The 387-nt window shown below is 64.3% G+C and carries 1 protein-coding gene; it reads left to right on the top strand.

Translation table 11 applies throughout. The features are described 5' to 3' along the window. Positions 1-387 (top strand): small ribosomal subunit Rsm22 family protein (locus AC1DIX_RS28165; protein ID WP_477328669.1); only part of this gene is annotated, 387 nt, incomplete at both ends.

Here is a 387-nt window from a genome sequence, read left to right as displayed (position 1 = left end):
GCCTGATTTCGAGCCGCAGCGATTTATCGATGTCGGCGCCGGTCCGGGCTCGGCGCTCTGGGCCGCGGCCGATTGCTGGACTGGGATCGGCGAGGCGACGATGGTGGAAGCCAGCGCCGCGATCCGGCAGACGGGACAGAGCCTTTCGGAGGGGCTCGATTTCCCGGCAAACTGGGTGGATGGCAATCTTCTCAAGGAGTTGCCCTCACTGCCGCCTGCCGATCTCGTCACGCTTGCCTATGTTCTCGACGAGATCGAGCCGCACCAGATCGCTCCATCGATCGGCAAGCTCTGGGCGTTGACCGGCGACACACTGGTTATCATCGAGCCCGGCACGCCGGCTGGTTGGGACAGGATCCTGGCGGCTCGCGACGTTCTGCTTTCGAA

It is taken from the genome of Massilia sp. 05N420, assembly GCF_056397205.1.
The sequence above is the reverse complement of the archived record's forward strand: the minus strand, read 5'-3'. Positions and strand labels throughout refer to the sequence as shown.